The organism is Zunongwangia profunda SM-A87, assembly GCF_000023465.1.
GTDB classification, from domain to species: Bacteria; Bacteroidota; Bacteroidia; order Flavobacteriales; family Flavobacteriaceae; genus Zunongwangia; species Zunongwangia profunda.
In genome coordinates this window covers 4588297-4604565 of the sequence record NC_014041.1, presented here as the reverse complement: position 1 = coordinate 4604565, position 16269 = coordinate 4588297, and the positions used below count along the sequence as shown (strand labels likewise).

Annotated in this window: 11 protein-coding genes and 1 tRNA gene; 11 read left to right on the top strand and 1 reads right to left on the bottom strand. The window is 37.2% G+C overall.

Annotated elements, in window-relative coordinates; translation table 11 throughout:
- Positions 1 to 204 precede the first annotated feature (204 nt).
- Positions 205 to 1920 (top strand): DUF885 domain-containing protein, encoded by a 1716-nt coding sequence (locus ZPR_RS20280; protein ID WP_013073650.1) that lies wholly within the window; start codon positions 205 to 207, stop codon positions 1918 to 1920.
- Complete coding sequence (locus ZPR_RS20275; protein ID WP_013073649.1) at positions 1913 to 2869, top strand: peptidoglycan DD-metalloendopeptidase family protein; 957 nt, start codon at positions 1913 to 1915, stop codon at positions 2867 to 2869. Before ZPR_RS20280 ends, ZPR_RS20275 begins: the two co-directional genes overlap by 8 nt.
- 374 nt (positions 2870 to 3243) lie before the next feature.
- On the opposite strand, the gene ZPR_RS20270 is transcribed toward ZPR_RS20275, so the two are convergent.
- Positions 3244 to 4632: a dipeptidase gene (locus tag ZPR_RS20270; protein WP_013073648.1), complete on the bottom strand. Its 1389-nt coding sequence runs from the start codon at positions 4630 to 4632 to the stop codon at positions 3244 to 3246.
- A gap of 200 nt (positions 4633 to 4832) precedes the next feature.
- Here ZPR_RS20270 and ZPR_RS20265 point away from each other — a divergent pair.
- The 9 genes from ZPR_RS20265 (at position 4833) to ZPR_RS20225 (ending at position 16242) form a co-directional block, all read left to right on the top strand.
- Positions 4833 to 4914: transfer RNA gene (locus tag ZPR_RS20265), tRNA-Leu, on the top strand.
- 382 nt (positions 4915 to 5296) lie between these two features.
- Positions 5297 to 7093, top strand: a complete 1797-nt coding sequence (locus ZPR_RS20260; protein WP_008610744.1) for a ParB/RepB/Spo0J family partition protein — start codon at positions 5297 to 5299, stop codon at positions 7091 to 7093.
- 265 nt (positions 7094 to 7358) lie between these two features.
- On the top strand, positions 7359 to 8195 hold the full coding sequence (locus ZPR_RS20255; RefSeq protein ID WP_008610745.1) for a DUF932 domain-containing protein: 837 nt from the start codon (positions 7359 to 7361) through the stop codon (positions 8193 to 8195).
- A 109-nt stretch (positions 8196 to 8304) separates the two neighbouring features.
- Positions 8305 to 8760 carry a hypothetical protein gene (locus tag ZPR_RS20250; RefSeq protein ID WP_008610746.1) on the top strand — a complete coding sequence of 152 codons (456 nt, stop codon included), beginning with the start codon at positions 8305 to 8307 and terminating at the stop codon, positions 8758 to 8760.
- A gap of 210 nt (positions 8761 to 8970) precedes the next feature.
- Positions 8971 to 13371, top strand: coding sequence for a CusA/CzcA family heavy metal efflux RND transporter (locus ZPR_RS20245; RefSeq protein WP_008610747.1), 4401 nt, complete (start codon positions 8971 to 8973; stop codon positions 13369 to 13371).
- Between the two features lie 34 nt (positions 13372 to 13405).
- Positions 13406 to 14605 carry an efflux RND transporter periplasmic adaptor subunit gene (locus tag ZPR_RS20240; protein WP_008610748.1) on the top strand — a complete coding sequence of 400 codons (1200 nt, stop codon included), beginning with the start codon at positions 13406 to 13408 and terminating at the stop codon, positions 14603 to 14605.
- Between the two features lie 33 nt (positions 14606 to 14638).
- Positions 14639 to 14854 (top strand): hypothetical protein, encoded by a 216-nt coding sequence (locus ZPR_RS20235; protein ID WP_008610749.1) that lies wholly within the window; start codon positions 14639 to 14641, stop codon positions 14852 to 14854.
- Between the two features lie 53 nt (positions 14855 to 14907).
- Positions 14908 to 15597, top strand: a complete 690-nt coding sequence (locus tag ZPR_RS20230; RefSeq protein WP_008610750.1) for a HupE/UreJ family protein — start codon at positions 14908 to 14910, stop codon at positions 15595 to 15597.
- A gap of 12 nt (positions 15598 to 15609) precedes the next feature.
- Positions 15610 to 16242, top strand: a complete 633-nt coding sequence (locus ZPR_RS20225) for a hypothetical protein (protein WP_008610751.1) — start codon at positions 15610 to 15612, stop codon at positions 16240 to 16242.
- Positions 16243 to 16269: the final 27 nt, after the last annotated feature.

Sequence of the window (16269 nt, the reverse complement as noted above, 5' to 3'; positions counted from 1 at the left end):
TTTATTTGTACACTTTTGAAAGATGAAACGAATGTCAATATTTCGAGCTTCCTTCGCTATCAGGAATTTGATGTGAGATCGAAGGCAGGAATGCCATTCAAAATTCAAAATAAATTTCGTGGTTCTTTCCTCTCTCGTCTTGTTTATATTCTAACTCCTAAAATCTTATTTCCTTATCTTAGGTGCTGTAAAAATCCCAGATTGATGAAACTACAATTCCTGCTATTCTCATGTTGTTTATTTTTCACGAATACTTTTTCTGCACAAAACCCATCAGCGCAATTAGATAGTATTCTTAAGGCCGAAAGTCAACATCAAGCTTACGATTATGCTGAATATCCTTTAGGATTACATACAGAAGAACTTTATAAATCCGAGGCCGATTTTGCTCAAAAACTACTTGATGATTTATACAAACTCGATAGATCAAATCTTTCACAAACCGAAAAAATCACAGCCGAATTAATGAAGTTTAAACTTCAGGAGCGCGTCGATCAATATCAATATAAAGCCTATTTAAATCCTTTGCTTTCAGATGCCGGATTTCATGTAAGCTTACCGTATCATGTTGGACGGTTAAATAATTACGAACAGGTGAAACGGTATCTAAAAAAGCTCAATGCGATTCCGCAATATGTTGATCAAAACCTGGAATTGTTGCGAGAAGGTTTAAATCTGGGAATTACTCAGCCTTTAGTGATTTTTGATGGATATGAATCAACTTATAATGATCAGATTGTAGATAATTATAAAGAAAGCTTTTATTACAGTCCGTTTCAGCATTTACCTAAAAACTTAACGCAAACGCAAAAAGATTCCGTATTAAAAGCGGCTAAGATTGCGGTAGAAGAAAACGTAATTCCAGAATTTAAACGAATAAAGAAATTTTTTGAAACCGAATATTTTCCAAAAACGCGAAAAAGCATAGGTGTTTCTGAAATTGCTAATGGGCGCGAATATTATCAAAACAGAATTCGCTATTATACCACGCTAGATCTTACGGCCGATGAGGTGCATGAGATCGGATTAAAGGAAGTTGCGCGCATTAACGCTGAAATGAAAGCGATTATTGATGAAGTTGAATTTGATGGAAGTTTTGATGAATTTATCGAATTTCTAAGAACCGACGATCAATTTTATGCCGAAACCGGAAAGGAATTATTAAAGGAAGGGCGAGATATTACGAAGCGTATCGATGCACAGCTACCTCGATTTTTTAAAGTTTTACCCAGAAAACCATACGGGGTAGCGCCGGTTCCAAGTGCTATCGCCCCAAAATATACGGCAGGACGCTATAAAGGGGCATCTTCCCCAACCGAGCCTGGATACTTTTGGATTAATACCTATAAATTAGAAAGTAGGCCAATGTATGCATTACCCGCTTTAGCGCTTCATGAAGCTGTTCCTGGGCATCATTTGCAAATATCTTTAAACGCCGAATTGGGGGATAGTATTCCGACATTTCGACGCGGATTTTATCTATCGGCTTATGGAGAAGGCTGGGGATTGTATGCCGAAAGTTTAGGTGAAGAAATGGGGATTTATGAGACGCCGTATCAAAAATTCGGACAGCTAACGTATGAGCAATGGCGAGCCTGTCGATTAGTGGTGGATACCGGAATGCATGCCAAAGGCTGGAATCGGGAAAAAGCAGTGGCATTTTTAACTAAAAATACGGCACTTTCTTTACATGAAATTAATACCGAGATCGATCGTTATATCTCCTGGCCGGGGCAGGCATTATCCTACAAAATAGGAGAGTTAAAGATTAAAGAATTACGTAAAAAGGCAGAAGAAATTTTAGGAGAAGCATTCGATATTCGAGAATTTCACAGGATAATTTTATCGCAGGGAACGGTTACCTTAACGCTCATGGAAGATTTGGTAGATAACTATATAAAGATGACAAAAAATGAGTAAAGCAGTTTTATTCTTATTCTTCTTGCTTGGTTTTCAATTAAGTTTTGGACAAAATCAGAATGATTACGAAGAGATAAAAGAGTCAATAATTTCAGCATATAATTCGGATAATTATAAAGCGATTTTTGATAACTATTCCACCCAGATGAAAGAAGCGCTGAACTTAGAAAAGACTGAGGAATTTTTTAAGAATCTAAACAGTTCCGCAGGAAATATTATCGATTCCGAGTTTCTAGGTTTTAATCCGCCGTATAGCATGTATGCAACAGAATTTGATCGAGGCGCATTTATGTTTAGTTTGGCACTTTCAGAAAATAAACAAATCACGGGTTTTAAATTTACCCCCTATGGAAAGTCAACAAATCTTGCTGAAGCCGATACGATGCTCGATTTACCTTTTGAAGGCGAGTGGTATGTGGTTTGGGGTGGCGACACTAAAGAAGATAATTACCATGTAGAGCATCCTGCACAAACCGGAGCTTTTGATTTCTTAATGATTAACGACGATCTTAAAACATATGAAGGTGATGGAAGCAGTAATGAACAATATTATGCTTTCGGAAAAGAAATTTTATCGCCTGCAGCCGGGGAAGTGGTAATGGTGGTAGACGGGATTTATGATAATATCCCTGGCGAAATGAATCAGGATTTTGTGACCGGAAATACGGTAGTGATCAAACTAAAAAAGGATGAGTATTTATGGCTGGCACATTTTAAAAAGCATTCCATACAGGTAAAAGAAGGCGAGCGGGTTGAAGAAGGACAATTATTAGGATTATGTGGGAATTCGGGTAATTCCAGTGAACCTCATTTGCATATGCATATTCAGGATGAGCTAAAAATGAATAGTGCAAAAGGATTAAAATCTTATTTCAATCGCTTAAAAGTAGATCGAAAATATATCGAAAATTATTCGCCGATTCGTGGAGATTTGATCGAGAAGATTTAGATAGTGGTTGGTATTGAGTATTTAGATATTAGATCGCTTCGCTGTTAGAATTCAGCAGACTGAAAATGTTAAAATTTGAATGCTGAATTTTGAATTAATTTTAGCTGACCGCTGATGTCTGTAAACTGTAAACCATATCTTGAAAATAGACCTCTTCGTTCCATTTAGGACGTACAGTATGAGTCGAAAAATCTATTTTTACTGGAGTTGAATGCTGAATTTTATTCAAACTCTTATTTGGTAAAATAAATTTCCTCAGTTCAGTACGCTTAAAACAATAAACCTCACAGAAGTTGAAAATCAGAGAGGTTTATTGTTAATATCTAGCTCGCTGCTTAATTAGACGGCCTTCTTTCCGTAACTGATTTCAGCAATTATTTTTTAGCCTCCGCAAAGTTTTGATAGAAATAAGGAATGGTTTCAATACCTTTTAGGTAATTCCAGATGCCAAAATGCTCATTTGGGGAATGGATCGCATCGGTATCCTGGCCAAAGCCCATTAAAATAATCTTGCTTTTTAAGGCTTTTTCGAAAAGGGAAACAATTGGTATACTACCGCCACTGCGTTGTGGAATTGGAGTTTTTCCAAAAGTTGTTTCGTAGGCTTTACTAGCAGCTTTGTAAGCATCATTATCAATAGGGGTGACGTAGGCATAACCACCGTGGTGTGTATTTACTTTTACTGTTACTGCTTTTGGAGCCAGGCTTTCAAAATGCTTTTTAAACAATTCAGATATTTTTTTCCAATCCTGGTTTGGTACTAAACGCATTGATATTTTAGCAAAGGCTTTAGATGGTAACACTGTTTTAGCACCTTCGCCAATGTAACCACCCCAAATTCCGTTAACATCCAGTGTTGGTCGAATAGAACCGCGTTCCAAAGTAGAGAAACCTGCTTCGCCATACACATCATTTATATCCAACTTCTTTTTATACTCATTTTCATTGTATGGTGCTTCAGCCATTTTTTCCCTTTCTTTCTTAGAAAGTTCTTCAACCTCATCATAAAATCCAGGAATGGTAATATGATTATTCTCATCGGTAAGGGAAGCGATCATCTTGCTTAAAATATTGATCGGGTTTCCCACCGTTCCGCCATATAATCCTGAATGTAAATCACGGTTGGGGCCGGTAACCTCAACTTCCATATAAGAAAGACCTCGTAATCCTGTGGTGATACTAGGCACATCTTTAGCGATCATACTGGTATCAGAAATCAGAATCACATCATTTTGCAATTTTTCGATATTATTTTCGATAAACCAGCCTAAATGTTCACTGCCAACTTCTTCTTCACCTTCAATCATAAATTTCACATTGCATGGAAGCTGATTGGTTTTGGTCATGTATTCCAGCGCCTTAACATGCATGTACATTTGGCCTTTATCATCGCATGCGCCTCGGGCAAAAATGGCACCGTCTGGATGTAGCTCGGTTTTTTTGATTACCGGCTCGAAAGGAGGGGAGTTCCAAAGATCTAAAGGATCAGGGGGCTGAACATCGTAATGACCGTAAACCAATACGGTTGGCAGGTTTTTATCGATAATTTTTTCTCCATAAACCACAGGATGTCCTGGAGTATCGCATATTTCGACGAGATCACAGCCAGCTTTTTCCAATTGTGTTTTCACTGCTTGTGCAGTGGTGATCATTTCATTTTTAAATTTTGAATCGGCACTTATCGACGGAATTTTAAGTAAATCAATAAGTTCGGAGACAAATCTATCCTTATGCTCTTCAACATAAGATGTAACGTTGTCCATTTTGTTTAGATTTTGAAATTACTCAAAGGTAAGAATTTCAAAATTTTTTTTGAACCTTGTTTGTGTATTGAAAGATTTGTTTATATTTGCATCCGCTTACCGAAAGGATAAGCACTTTATTGAACCTGCGGGCGTGGTGGAATTGGTAGACACGCTAGACTTAGGACATAGCGAAATATAAAGTGTTAAAATATTAAAATGCGGGCGTGGTGGAATTGGTAGACACGTCAGACTTAGGATCTGATGCCGCGAGGTGTGGGAGTTCGAGTCTCCCCGCCCGTACAAAAGCCGAAGAGAAATCTTCGGCTTTTTCCATTTAAAAAAATGTCGAAAAAAATGTCAGGTACAACATAGGTACAACATTTTGCTAATTTCAGGGCAACATTTGTATTGATGTCAAATATTTCTATTTGTTATTAAACCCTATTAATTTTCTGGTAAAATAATAAATTCTGCTAAATAGCAACCTTATTACTTCGTAAGGGGGAGTTTATTATCATACAATATAACCGCAATTTAAACTCGTAAAATACTTCCATCAAAAGACTACGGCATAAAGCCAATGCTCTTTCCAACGCTTATTTATTCCGTTTCCTTTTGAGCCAAGATTTTATCTTCCGTTTGGTTTCTGCTCAAATATTGTTTAATCTAAAATTTGAGTATTATGACAACAAAAGTGAGTACCACAAGAAAGAGCGGTAAAAAAATTACGGCCGCCAAGAAAGAAGTCAAAGAAAAATTGACACAAAAAGCGATTGGGCTTCAGATTGAGAACCTATCAATTGCAAAGGTCATTCCCGACCCGATGCAGCCCAGGAAGACTTTTAATGAGGATGCGTTAAAGCAGCTTTCAGAAAGTATCAAAAAGCACGGTGTTCTGCAACCTATTACAGTCCGTAAATCTGGAAACGATTTTATCATCGTAATGGGGGAGCGGAGGTATCGAGCCAGTAAATTGGCCAACAAGAAATCAATTCCGTGTATCGTTTGGGAATACAAGAACAATGATGTTCTGGAAATTCAAATCATCGAAAATCTACAAAGACAGGATGTTGAGCCAACCGAAGAAGCAGAGGCGATTGCTTATTTAAGCGAAAGATATGCGCCTACCGAAATTGCAAAACGGTTGGGAAGAACCGATAACTTTATCAGACAGCGACTTAAACTGGCTGGTTTGATTGAAGGTTTCAAACACTTCGTCCGTAATGGCGAAATGACGATTTCGTTAGGTGCGGGTGTTGCACTTTTCGAACCTGAAGAACAACAGATGCTGTTGGAAACGATGGGCGAAGATTTTAGTGCCCATCAGATAAACAGGATGATAAAAGACCAGACCTATGATTTAGAGAAAGCACCTTTTGAGGTAGCTGATAAAAAATTGGTTTTGAAAGCTGGCTCTTGTGTAGAATGTCCGTTCAATGCTGCAAATCAAGGTAATCTGTTCGGCGATGGTAAAATGGTCTGTACAAAATCAGCTTGTTATGAAACGAAGAAAAGCAAGTCGTTCTTTAATTTGATTGAAAAATCGAAACAAGAGAACATACTGTTAATTCCTGAAATACGACAGTATTGGGCAGACGAGGAAAACAATCAGCTGATTATTTCACAATTGGAAAAGAACGGTTTGAAAGTCTATTTGCTGGATGATTGTGAAATCATAGAAAATCCGATAAAGCCAACAATTGAGGACATCAAGAAAGAATACCAACATTACGATTATTCTGAAGATGAATTCAAAGCAGAGCTGGATGAAGCCTTACAGCACTACGAAAAAGAATTGGAAAAGTACAATTCAGCTAAAGAAAATGAATTTGTAAAAGGTATTGTGTTCCATCCTGAAACATACAGACACAAAGAAGTCTTTATAAAGATTGTTGAACAGTCCAAAAATGAATCGACAACGTATTCCGCACCATTGGCCAACAGAAAAATGGCAGATTGCACCCCTGAAGAACAGATAATTAAAATCAACGAAAGGGAAATCCGAAAGAAGCAAATAGAGAACAACAAGCAGTTTGAAGAAGTTGTTGAGATGATTAGAGACACCAAATACATTGATACGAAGAAAACACTTTCGGTGGATGAAATGGTAGCGTTCTCATTGACGTTGTATGAAAACAATGTAGATTATGTTGGAAGACAAAGATTCTTTTCAAATTTATTGGGCAATACATCAAAGATGACAGATGAAGAGATTGTTGAGAATTTCAAAAAGAAGTTTAAAAAGGAAATCTTTCATAAGTTGATACGGTATATCCTAACAAAGCAAGTGCATTTTGGCGAAAGCAATCACGTTAATAATTTGACTAATATTTCATTCTACAATGCGATGCAAGGTTATTACAAGTCCAAGATTGATGGCATCGAAAAAGAATATGCCGAAAAAAGAAACAAGCGTGAGGAACGTTTGAAAGAGCGAATAACAGTTCTTGAAAAGCAAATTCAAGGATTGAAACAGTAGCTTTTGTTGTTTGAAGAAGGATTGGCATTCGTGCTGGTCCTTCTTCTTTTTTTATAATAGACACTTGGTTAATATGGTCAAGGAATAGAGAGAATAATCAATCAATAGTAGCGCAAAGGTAAACTCGTAAAATACACCCATCTAAAGACTACGGCATAAAGCCAACGCACTGCCCAACGCTTATTTATTCCGTTTCCTTTTGAGCTGAGATTTTAGCTTCCGTTTTGGTCAAGCTCAAATATTGTTTAATCTAAATTCAAAAGTTATGTATTTACAAAATTTGCAACAGGATGAAATCTTTGTTCCATCAGAAATGAAATCCTTAAAAACTCTGACACAGATGGAATCCCGACGAGGGCTTGAAAATGCCATCATTTCAAATGGGAAGATTGTTAATGTAGTATCGAACAGTTACGGACACATTCCAAACCAATTGTTCTTCAAGAAAACTGAAGAAATGTTGATGGATGCACAACTGAACTTTCACAAGCGCACCATCAACAAAAATGATAGGTCGTTCATTACCGACTTTATCATAGACGATAAAAGTCAGTTTACCGTCAAGAACGATAAGGACGTGATACTGCCAATGCTACGGTTCAAAAACTCGTATGACGGTAGTGAAAAGACTTCTGGACACTTCGGATTTTATAGAGAAGTATGTTCCAATGGTTTGCACGTTTCCCAAGCCGAAATCGAGTTTTCTATAAAACACAGTAAGAACAATACACATCTTATTATGCCACGACTGAACAATCTCTTTGATAAATTTCTGGACAACGAATTTTACACCATTACCAAGAAATTCGACAAGATGAAGGAATTTAAAATCATCGATACACAGGAATTTGTTAAGGCAATTCTTGACAGAACGAAATTGTTCAGATATGAATGTAGCGACAAGAACAGCGACCCGTCGAAAAAATCTCGTGAGGTCATCGAAATCTTAAACTATGAAGCCTTATTGCTCAATGAAGAACCAAATCTTTGGTTAGGTTACAATGCGTTTAATTCAGTACTTCATAATGTTTTGAAGAAAAGCTTTGGCCAACAAGAACGGTTGGATAAAAAACTGTTCGACGAAGTCTATGCAATGGCATAAAGCCAAAAGGTTCATCCAGTACCTTAAACTGGATTTTTTCTTTTTTTAAAGCGGTTTTAAAAATTCCTAATTAACTTAGTTGAACGCTAATTTTCACAAATAAAAAATAATGGTATCTTTGTATTTAATGCAAAAACCAAATAAAATAGCGGCATTTTTCTTTCTAGGCTTGTTTAGCCTAATGATGCTACATCAAGTTTTTCCGCATTTACACCATCAGCACGAGGATTCTCATTCACATTTAGATATTGCCCATACTGGCGAGGACAATCATCACGATGATAGTTCCCAAGAGAAAGAAGATTCACCTTACGGGTTTTTTGGGTTCGTTATGGATATGCATACCCATACCACGGTGTCCAGCGATATAGTCTTACTTGAAAGAAATACAATCGAGAAAAAGACCGTTGTTGACAAGGATGTTCTAGAGAGTGTTGTTGAAACTAAAGGATTTTTTTCAGTTGAATATAGGCAAAATAGTAAACAGCCTGTTTATTATCCGCCCAATAATTATTTCAATTCTTATCTTTCATCCCTCGACTCAAGAGGCCCACCTACCTGTTAACCCCACTTTAGTTTAATAAAATTAGACAGATATATTAATAGTATCTGCAAATTTATTATGCTTTGGTAATAGCAAGCTTCGCTTTAATTACCATTTTACCATATTTATTTTTCAAGAATTAATCCTTGGTTTTGTATAACTCAAATCCATAGATAGCCTGTATGGTATTTTCATTTTTATTATTTACGACTTAAAAATATTTTAAATATAATGTTAGACAAAATCATTGCATTTTCGATAAACAACAAACTTGTTATCGGATTATTTACGCTGGCACTTATTGGATGGGGCTCATATTCGCTTACACAATTACCCATAGATGCCGTGCCAGACATCACAGACAATCAAGTTATGGTTATTACCATATCACCCACTTTAGCGGCACAAGAAGTAGAACAATTAGTTACGTTTCCCGTAGAGCAAACAATGGTTAGTATTCCTGGTATTAAGGAGATGCGTTCCTTTTCTCGATTCGGGCTTTCTATAGTAACTATTGTTTTTGAGGAAAGTGTAGACTTATATTGGGCAAGGCAGCAAGTTCAAGAGCGATTAACGCAGGCTGCCAAAGATATTCCTGAAGGCATCGGAAAACCTGAAATGGGACCCGTAACTACAGGGTTGGGTGAAATTTATCAATATGTAATTCATACCGAAAAAGGATATGAAGATAAGTATGATGCTACCGAATTAAGAACTATACAAGACTGGATTATCAAAAGACAACTATTGGGAACACCTGGAGTTGCAGAAGTGAGTGGTTTCGGTGGGTTAGTGAAACAATATGAAATTGCCATAGACCCAGATAAACTTCAAAGTATGAATGTTACTATTGAAGATATTTTTACCGCTCTGGAAAAAAACAATCAAAACACGGGTGGCGCTTATATAGATAAAGGTCCTAATGCCTATTTTATTCGGAGCGAAGGACTTGTGAACAATTTACAAGAATTGGAGAAAATAGCTGTTAAATTGAATAATGGGACACCTGTACTTATTAGGGATGTTGCAAAAGTGCAGTTTGGTCACGGTGTGCGCTATGGAGCGGCGACTCGAAATGGAGAAGGCGAGGTTGTTACAGGAATTGTAATGATGCTAAAGGGAGCAAACTCTTCCGCAGTTATCAATGATGTAAAAGCTAAAATCGAACAGATTAAAGAAACTTTACCCGAAGGCGTAACCATTGAGCCTTATCTAGATAGGAAAGGTTTGGTGGACCGCGCAATAGGGACTGTAACAACTAATCTTACAGAGGGTGCATTGATAGTAATTTTTGTATTAATCCTCTTTCTTGGAAATTTAAGAGGTGGTTTGATAGTTGCTTCGGTCATTCCGCTCTCAATGCTTTTTGCAATCGCGATGATGAACCTTTTTGGAGTATCCGGAAACCTAATGAGTTTGGGCGCCATAGATTTTGGTCTTATTGTAGATGGGGCGGTAATAGTTGTTGAATCTGTGATGTTTGGAATTCATACCAGTAAAAAGAAGTACGCAGGCGTTGAAAAGTTATCATCCAAACAAATGGATACCGAGGTAAGGCACTCTGCTGGAAAAATGATGAATTCCGCTGCCTTTGGGCAAATCATAATTCTAATAGTTTATGTGCCTATTTTGGCTTTGAGCGGAGTTGCAGGAAAAATGTTTCATCCAATGGCTCAAACGGTAATGTTCGCTATTCTTGGAGCACTGATTTTATCGCTTACCTACGTTCCAATGATGTCTGCCCTTGCACTGGGTCGCAAGACGGAACATAAACGGAATTTTTCCGATAAAATGATGGATTTCTTTCAGCGTATGTACCAACCTATTTTAGAAGCTGCCTTACGCACAAAACTATTGGTACTTGGATTGGCAATAGGATTATTTGTTATAACGCTAATAGTTTTTGCCAATATGGGTGGTGAGTTTATTCCGCAATTGGACGAAGGAGATTTTGCGGTTGAAACCCGAGTACCTGTTGGAAGTTCCATCGACCAGATGATTGATGTTTCTCAAAAGGCGCAGACCATATTATTACGTGAATATCCAGATGAAGTGAAGCAAGTTGTAAACAAGATTGGTTCGGGGGAAATACCAACAGACCCAATGCCCATTGAAGCAGGAGATATGATGGTTATTTTAAGCCCAAAATCGGAATGGACAAAAGCTAGCGGAAGAGAAGAACTGGCAGCAGTGATGAAAGAATCCCTGTCCATTATCCCTAATGCTACTTTTAGTTTTCAACAACCCATACAAATGCGTTTCAACGAACTTTTAACAGGTGCTAAACAGGATGTTGTCATCAAAATTTATGGCGAAGACCTCAATATACTTTCAGATTTGGCTGGTAATGTTGGGAGCAAAATAAAATCGGTGGAAGGTGTTGAAGATTTGTATGTTGAAGAAGTGACTGGACTACCACAGATTAATATCCAAATGAACCGTGATAAGATTTCTCAATACGGAATGAACATTGAGGATGTAAACAATGCTATCGAAACTGCGTTTGCGGGTACTTCGGCAGGACTCGTTTATGAAGGGGAACGTAGATTTGACCTTGTTGTACGGTTGGACAAGAACTATCGAACCGATATTACCGATGTACAAAATTTGTATGTGAGTACACCACAGGGAAATCAAATTCCATTAAGTCAGGTGGCCAACATTTCATTTGAACCAGGACCTGTACAGATTCAGCGTGACAACGCCAAACGTCGAATTATTGTTGGCTTCAATGTACGTGACAGGGATGTACAAAGTATAATTGAGGACATCAAGCAAATTATGAATTCGAAGGTTGATATGCCAGCAGGTTATTATGTAACCTACGGTGGTCAATTTCAAAACTTGCAAGAGGCTAATCAACGGTTAATAATTGCTTTACCAATAGCATTGTTGCTGATTTTAGTACTGCTGTTTTTTACTTTCGGTTCAATGAAACAAAGTTTGCTCATTTTTACGGCAATCCCTTTATCAGCGATAGGCGGTGTCTTTGCACTAATCATAAGAGACCTACCTTTTAGTATTTCAGCTGGAATCGGATTTATTGCCCTATTTGGTGTGGCAGTTCTAAATGGAATCGTACTGGTGGCTGAATTCAACAGGCTTGATAAAGAAGGTGTAAGCGATATTTATGAACGCGTCATTAAAGGAACTCGTGTGAGATTGAGACCTGTGTTAATGACAGCTACCGTAGCTGCTTTAGGTTTTTTACCTATGGCATTGTCAAATTCATCAGGTGCAGAGGTACAGCGCCCATTGGCAACTGTAGTTATTGGTGGATTGATTACGGCGACCGCATTAACGCTAATCGTTCTTCCAGTCTTATATATTTATTTTACTGATAGAAAGGCTAAATTCAATTTTAGAAGTAAGAAAATTGTTACCACTTTAATCGTGATTGCTGGTCTATTCTTTCCGGCAATGCAGCTACAAGCACAAGAAACAAGTATGGTGCAAGAACGTGAAATTACGTTGCAGCAGGCTATTGAAATGGCACTTAAAAACAATAACCGTATTAAAATCGCTCAATATGAAATAGAGGTTGAAGAAAAAGGAAAATACGGTGCTATAACTATTCCCAGAACAGAATTTACATATCAAAATGGCGAATTTAATACGCCAAAAGTAAAGGATAATCAATACGGAGTTACACAGCGAATCAATTTTCCTACGGTTTATACCAGTCAGTTTAAACTCGCAAAAGCAAGAGTTAGTAGCAGTAAACAACTAAAGGTTATAGAAGAAAATGACCTGATTGCGGATGTAAAAGCTGCCTATTTCAGAGTTGTGTTTTTAATGCAGAATAAACAATTGTTGCAGCGTCAAGATAGTCTATATGGCAATCTCAACCGTTCAAGTTCGATGCGTTATGAATCTGGCGAATCCACAAAATTGGAAAGTGTAACCTCGGCAACGCAATCGATGCAAATAAAAAACAAGCTTCAACAAAACGAAGCCGATATGAGAATCGCCGAAAAGCAACTTCAGGTAGTTTTGAACACAAACGATGAGATTACTATTACAGATAGTGAATTGGTTCGTCGTGAAATAGATTTAGATATTGAAAGGCAGTCTGTGGAGCAAAGCCCGTTTTACGTTTATTTAAAACAACAGTTGGAAGTAAGAAAACGAGAAACCAATGTAGAAAGGAATAAAGTGTTACCAGATATTATGTTCGGTTATAATAGCCAAACATTTAATGGGGGTCAAAATAGCGGTTTAGCAAACTCAAATTTTAATGACGATGACCGATTTTCATTCTTTCAAGTAGGTCTTTCAATTCCCATTTTTCCTGGTGGACATCGAGCCAAAATTCAGGCGGCCAAAATCGAAGAGGATATTGCCCAATCTCAAATTGAGTTGAACAAAACCCAATTGCAAGGGGAACTTCAAAATTTATTGCAGGAATATTACAAACTTCAGGGTACTTTAGATTACTATCAAAATGAAGCCCTGCCACAAGCGGAACTTATCATTGATAATTCAGAAAAGAGCTTTAAAAGCGGTGATGTTTCCTATACGCAATACTTGCAAAACCTCACTTTGGCGAATAGTATCCAAACAGAGTATCTAAACACACTATATCAATATAATCAGTCCATCATAGTAATCGAAGCCTTATTGGGCTTGTAAAAAACTTGTGATATCAAATTAAAACATAAAAAAGATGAAAATAAAATTCAATACAAAAATTTCGCTGCTCATTTTATCCACCCTATTGGTGGTGGCTTGTGGCAATAAGGATTCCGAAAAAATGGAATCTTCCGAAGAATCTTCGATGAAAGAAGAACAACTCGTTGCAACTGGAATCAAACAAATCACTTTTACCAAAGACCAATACAATCTTGCCGAAATTGAAACCGGTGCGATTGAAATGAGAAATTTAAGTAACATCATAAAACTAAATGGTACCATAGATGTAGAGCCTGAAAGTATGGCTTCTGTATCTGCACCTTTAGGAGGTTATTTAAAAACGGCTGGCAGATTGCCTGGTGAAGCAATTAAAAAAGGGCAAGTCTTGGCAACCATTGAGAATCCTGAATTTATCCAAATCCAACAGGGTTATTTGGAAAGTTTGAGCAGACTTCAATTTCTTGAAGAAGAATTTAATCGACAAAAGAAATTGAGAGAGGAGGACATCAATTCTGCAAAAACATTTCAGCAGGTTTCTTCAGATTATAAAATAACACAAGGAAGAGTGAAGGCATACGAACAGCAGCTTGCCCTTGCGGGAATAATTAGAAGTTCTGTCCAAAATGGTAATATAACACGAACCGCAAATCTTTATGCACCAATTTCAGGTTTTATAAAAGCGAGTAATGTAAATATCGGTGATTATGTTTCCCCACAGGATGTGCTATTTGAACTGGTGGATTTAAACGATATTCATTTGGCATTGAACGCCTTTGAGAGAGATTTAGAAAAGCTGGAGATTGGCCAAACCGTTAAATTTTCGCTTTCTGATGACAATACCTTCAATCGTACTGCCGAGATTTTCATAATTGGAAAAGCGACTGGTAGTGACCGTATGACGCCAGTTCATTGCCATATTAAACAAGAAAACCAAAAAGGCTTATTACCGGGAATGTACGTAAAAGCTTGGGTAGAAAGCGGTACAAATAAGCAAAATGCGATTCCGTCGGCAGCCCTTGTCCAATATGAAGGGAAAGATTATGTAATCCTTCAAACCGAAGAAACGGAAAATGGGTATACATTCAAGTTAGAACAGGTTAAAAAAGGAATTGAGCAGGAAGGATATACAGCCATAACTTTTGCCGATGGCGCTACTGTTCAAAATTTTAAACCTGTTGTTAAAAACGCTTATTCCATCTTGTCTGCATTAAGAAATTCTGAAGAAGAAGAATAATTTAAAAATCAATAACAATAAAAATTAAACATTATGAAAAAAGTACTTTTTATCGCAACAATTAGCTTAACCCTATTAGCATCTTGCAGGGACAACAAGAAAGTTGAAAATATGGAGAAGCAAAAAATTGAAACAACCTTAAGCCCAGAAGAAATGAGCCAAAGGGAAGATAGCTTGAATATGGTAAGGGAAGAAAACCGAATATTGGACAGTATACAACAAGTCAAATCCCACGGGCACGCCCATTAATAATCAAAGTCCCATTGTGCAGCAATGTGCAATGGGATTTAAATAAGTAAACTATGAAAATCAAAAAAATATATGCCTTTCTCATTCTTTTTCTATGTGGAGCATTTGTTTCAATGGCGTATGCTCACGGAGTAGATGAAGACACGCAAACATTTTTATTAGGAAACAGCGGCGTGGCATTCGGCTCCTTTCTTTATATAGGAGCAAAACATATGATTACAGGTTATGACCATCTGCTATTTTTGGTCGGCGTTATTTTCTTTCTGTATAAACCGAAAGAAGTGCTTTTATATGTTAGCTTTTTTACCATTGGCCATAGTACAACGTTACTGTTAGGTGTTTTAGCCGATATAAATATTAATGCATACTTAATAGATGCTATCATTGCGCTATCCATTGTTTATAAGGGATTCGACAATTTGGGAGGTTTCAAACGTTTCTTTGGCAAACAACCTAACACGAAAGCAGCAGTTTTGATATTCGGTCTGTTTCACGGTTTTGGTCTTGCCAGTAAACTGCAAGAATTTAAATTTGATAAAGACGGCCTTTTTACTAATCTAATTGGTTTCAATATAGGTGTAGAAATAGGACAATTTATTGCTTTGGCAGTTGTGTTAATCCTTATTACAATTTGGAGAAGACAACCCAGTTTTATGAAATTTTCAACAATTACAAATACAGCACTTATGGCAGCAGGGTTTTTATTGCTCGGCTTCCAATTAACAGGCTATTTTACATCTTAAAAAAAAATTATTATGTCAGAAATGAAACATCCAATCTTGGAAAAAAGTAAAATTATAAAGGCAACCGTCATAGCATTAGTTGTTGGAGCACTTCTTTTGGTTGTAGCAGTATTACCTGCGGAATATGGTATAGACCCAACAGGAGCAGGTAAAGTTTTAGGGTTTAGCAAACTCTATGTGCCTGAAAGCAATCAAACTGATGATTTGGGAATGATGGTCTCAACATCAAATCTTCCATTAATAAAACTCGAAAAAGCTGGGTCGGGACCCGATGTCGCTCGACCCGTTGAGGCAGATTTTCCAGCACCCGAAGAGCAATTAGCTGCACGCGAGGATGAAACTACAGTGATAGTTCCGGCCGGAAAAGGCATAGAATTTAAAATAGATATGCTCAAATACGGAACAATGAAATATGAATGGACAACCGCAAACAATGAAGTACTGTACTTTGATTTTCACGGCGAGGTAAAACAAAAAGAGGAGGTAAAAGAGGTTTATTTTGAAAGCTATACGATTTCAAATTCCCATAATATGGTTGGCACTTTTTTAGCCCCTTATGAAGGAAAACACGGTTGGTTTTTCAGAAATACCAGTAATGAAGATGTAACAGTAAACTTGAGGCTCAAAGGTCAGTATACATTATAACCTAAAGTCCTGCAATGGAAGGTCAAT